Below are 2,278 nucleotides of genomic sequence, written 5' to 3'. Positions count from 1 at the left end.
AGATGTCTATCAGAGCCAGGCATCGAACTCTTCAGCGGTCATGCGCTTGCCGTTCTGGCTCATGTCGAAGCGCCAGGGCGTGTTGTCGAATTCGGTCTGCGGCTTGTAGGCCGCCGGATCGTTCGGCTTCACCGCCGGTGCGCTCGGAATGGCCTTGGCGATGTTCTGGCAGCCGTCGATGCGCAGGCGCTGAAGCACCTGGTCCAGCGACTGCGACGGATCGTAGTTGCTGCTCAGCACACCGGCCGGCATGCCCAGCTGGTTGCCACGGATGTAGAGCTCGTCGGCCACCGGCGCAATGGTCGTGGCCGGCAACGGCAGCGGCGAGGCGCTGGTGTTGACCGAGCAATCGACCGCAGCGTGGGCGGCGGGAACCAGGGCCAGCGCCAGGAAGGCGGCCGATGCAGAGCGCAGCATGAAGGGCATCCAGGAAAGGAAGTGACGCGGCGAGTTTAGCAATGCCGCGACAGCTTTCAAGCGCCACTTTCAATGAATACGGCAACTCATTGGTTTTGCGAACAAAAACCCGACGAACGGTTGCCTGCGTAGCAGTAGATACCCGGATTCCGGGCCGCAGAAACAACAAGACCCGGCCGAAGCCGGGTCCTGCTGTGTCCTACAGGCAGAGCGTCAGAACTTAGTTCTGGACGTTCAGCTCGGTACGACGGTTCTTGGCGCGACCTTCCGGGTTGTCCGAACCATCCGGGTTGGTGTTCGGAGCAATCGGACGGCTCTCGCCGTAGCCGATCGGGCCGACCAGGCGACCGGCGTCAACGCCGTTCTTGGTCAGGTAGTTGTACACGGCGGTAGCACGACGCTCCGACAGCTTCTGGTTGTAAGCGTCGGTACCCTTCGAGTCGGTGTGACCGGCAACTTCAACGCGCAGATCCGGGTAACGCTTCAGGATCTCGGTGGCTTCGCTCAGGATCGCCACGGCGTCCGGACGCAGGTTCGACTTGTCGAAGTCGAAGTTGACGCCCTTCAGGTCGATGGAGACCGGCACCGGGCAACCGTCCGGACCGATGGTCTGACCCGGCTGCGAGTTCGGGCACTTGTCGTCGCAGTTGTTGACGCCGTCACCGTCGTCGTCCAGGTCGGCGCAGCTCGGGGCAACCGGAGCCGGAGCCGGAGCAGCCGCGACCGGAGCCGGGCCCAGCGGGATCACGACGCCGACCGAAGCCAGCACGTCGCCGAACCAATCTTCCTTCGGAGCGGCAACGCTCTGGTCGTCGAAGTCAGCGCGGTAGGCCACTTCGGCGCGGACAGCAACGCGCTTTTCGAACGTGGTCTGCAGGCCGACGCCCAGCTTGGCGGCAACGTTGCCGTCCTTACGCTGGCGCGGACCATTGGCATTCAGCGCCGGGTACTCTTCTTCCGACTTCTGGTAGCCCAGGCCACCGACGATGTACGGGTTCCAGCCGCGGCCTTCCTTGATGAAGTGGCGACGCAGGTCCAGCGAGACGCCGTACTGCGACCAGTTCAGGTCCTTGTTCGAATCGAAGTTCGGGTTCTGATAGTTCAGCTCACCGTCCAGCGACCAGTTCGGGCTGATGAACTTGCCCAGGCCCAGGGTCACGAACGGAGCGTCATTGGTCAGACGGTCGCTGTCCTGGAAGTTGAAGCCGGCCGAACCGGTCAGGTACCAGCGGTCATCGAACTCCTGCGCCGAAGCTGCCTGGGCAAAAGCCAGGCCGCCCAGCAGCGCGGCAGTAAGGATCTTCTTGTTCATTGAGTACAGCTCCTATTTCGGGGGTATGAAACCGGTAGAGGCATGGGCCAGCACAAGTGCGTCGATGTACGACAGCCGATTCAGCACGCCACCGCCGCGAACATTATGCTCAGGCGGGTGAAGGCCATGTTAACAGTCCCGTAACATGTGAAGTGTTGCGCCCGACCGTCCACCGGTCCGACGTTGAAACCCTATACAGGATGATGAAAATCCGCAAGACCCTCACGCTGCAAGGGTTTGACGGGGTTTAGGCGGGGAAAACGACATATTGCGCAACGTACTGCATCACACGGTTCAGCGTGTTTGCGGAAAGGTGAGGAACCTTATGATGGAGCCACGAACCCAGCCGGAGCCGTGATGAAAGCCGTCGCCCTGAGTCGTGAATCCGCCCCCGCCCTGTGCGATATCCACCTGCCCCCGCCGCTGCCTCCCCGAGGGCGTGACCTGCTGGTCCGGGTCGAGGCGGTTTCGGTCAACCCCGTCGATGGCAAGCAGCGTGCCAGCACGGATCCGGCCACGCTCCAGGCGCCCCGCGTGCTGGGTTGGGAC

1 protein-coding gene and 2 pseudogenes are annotated in these 2,278 nt (G+C 62.7%); 1 reads left to right on the top strand and 2 read right to left on the bottom strand.

Annotated elements, in window-relative coordinates; all coding sequences use genetic code 11:
- Nucleotides 1-12 precede the first annotated feature (12 nt).
- Nucleotides 13-417, bottom strand: a pseudogene (locus tag ARC63_RS18770) (hypothetical protein); the annotation flags it as partial.
- Between the two features lie 220 nt (nt 418-637).
- The gene (locus ARC63_RS18765; protein ID WP_010483958.1) at nt 638-1,729 is read right to left on the bottom strand and encodes an OmpA family protein; all 1,092 of its coding nucleotides are present in this window, start codon (nt 1,727-1,729) and stop codon (nt 638-640) included.
- Nucleotides 1,730-2,086: 357 nt separating this feature from the next.
- Here ARC63_RS18765 and ARC63_RS22980 point away from each other — a divergent pair.
- Nucleotides 2,087-2,278 (top strand): annotated as a pseudogene (locus ARC63_RS22980) (zinc-binding alcohol dehydrogenase family protein); the annotation flags it as partial.

Origin of the sequence: Stenotrophomonas geniculata ATCC 19374 = JCM 13324, assembly GCF_001431625.1 — a bacterium.
Classification (GTDB): domain Bacteria; phylum Pseudomonadota; class Gammaproteobacteria; order Xanthomonadales; family Xanthomonadaceae; genus Stenotrophomonas; species Stenotrophomonas geniculata.
This window is presented reverse-complemented; position numbering and strand designations above follow the sequence as displayed.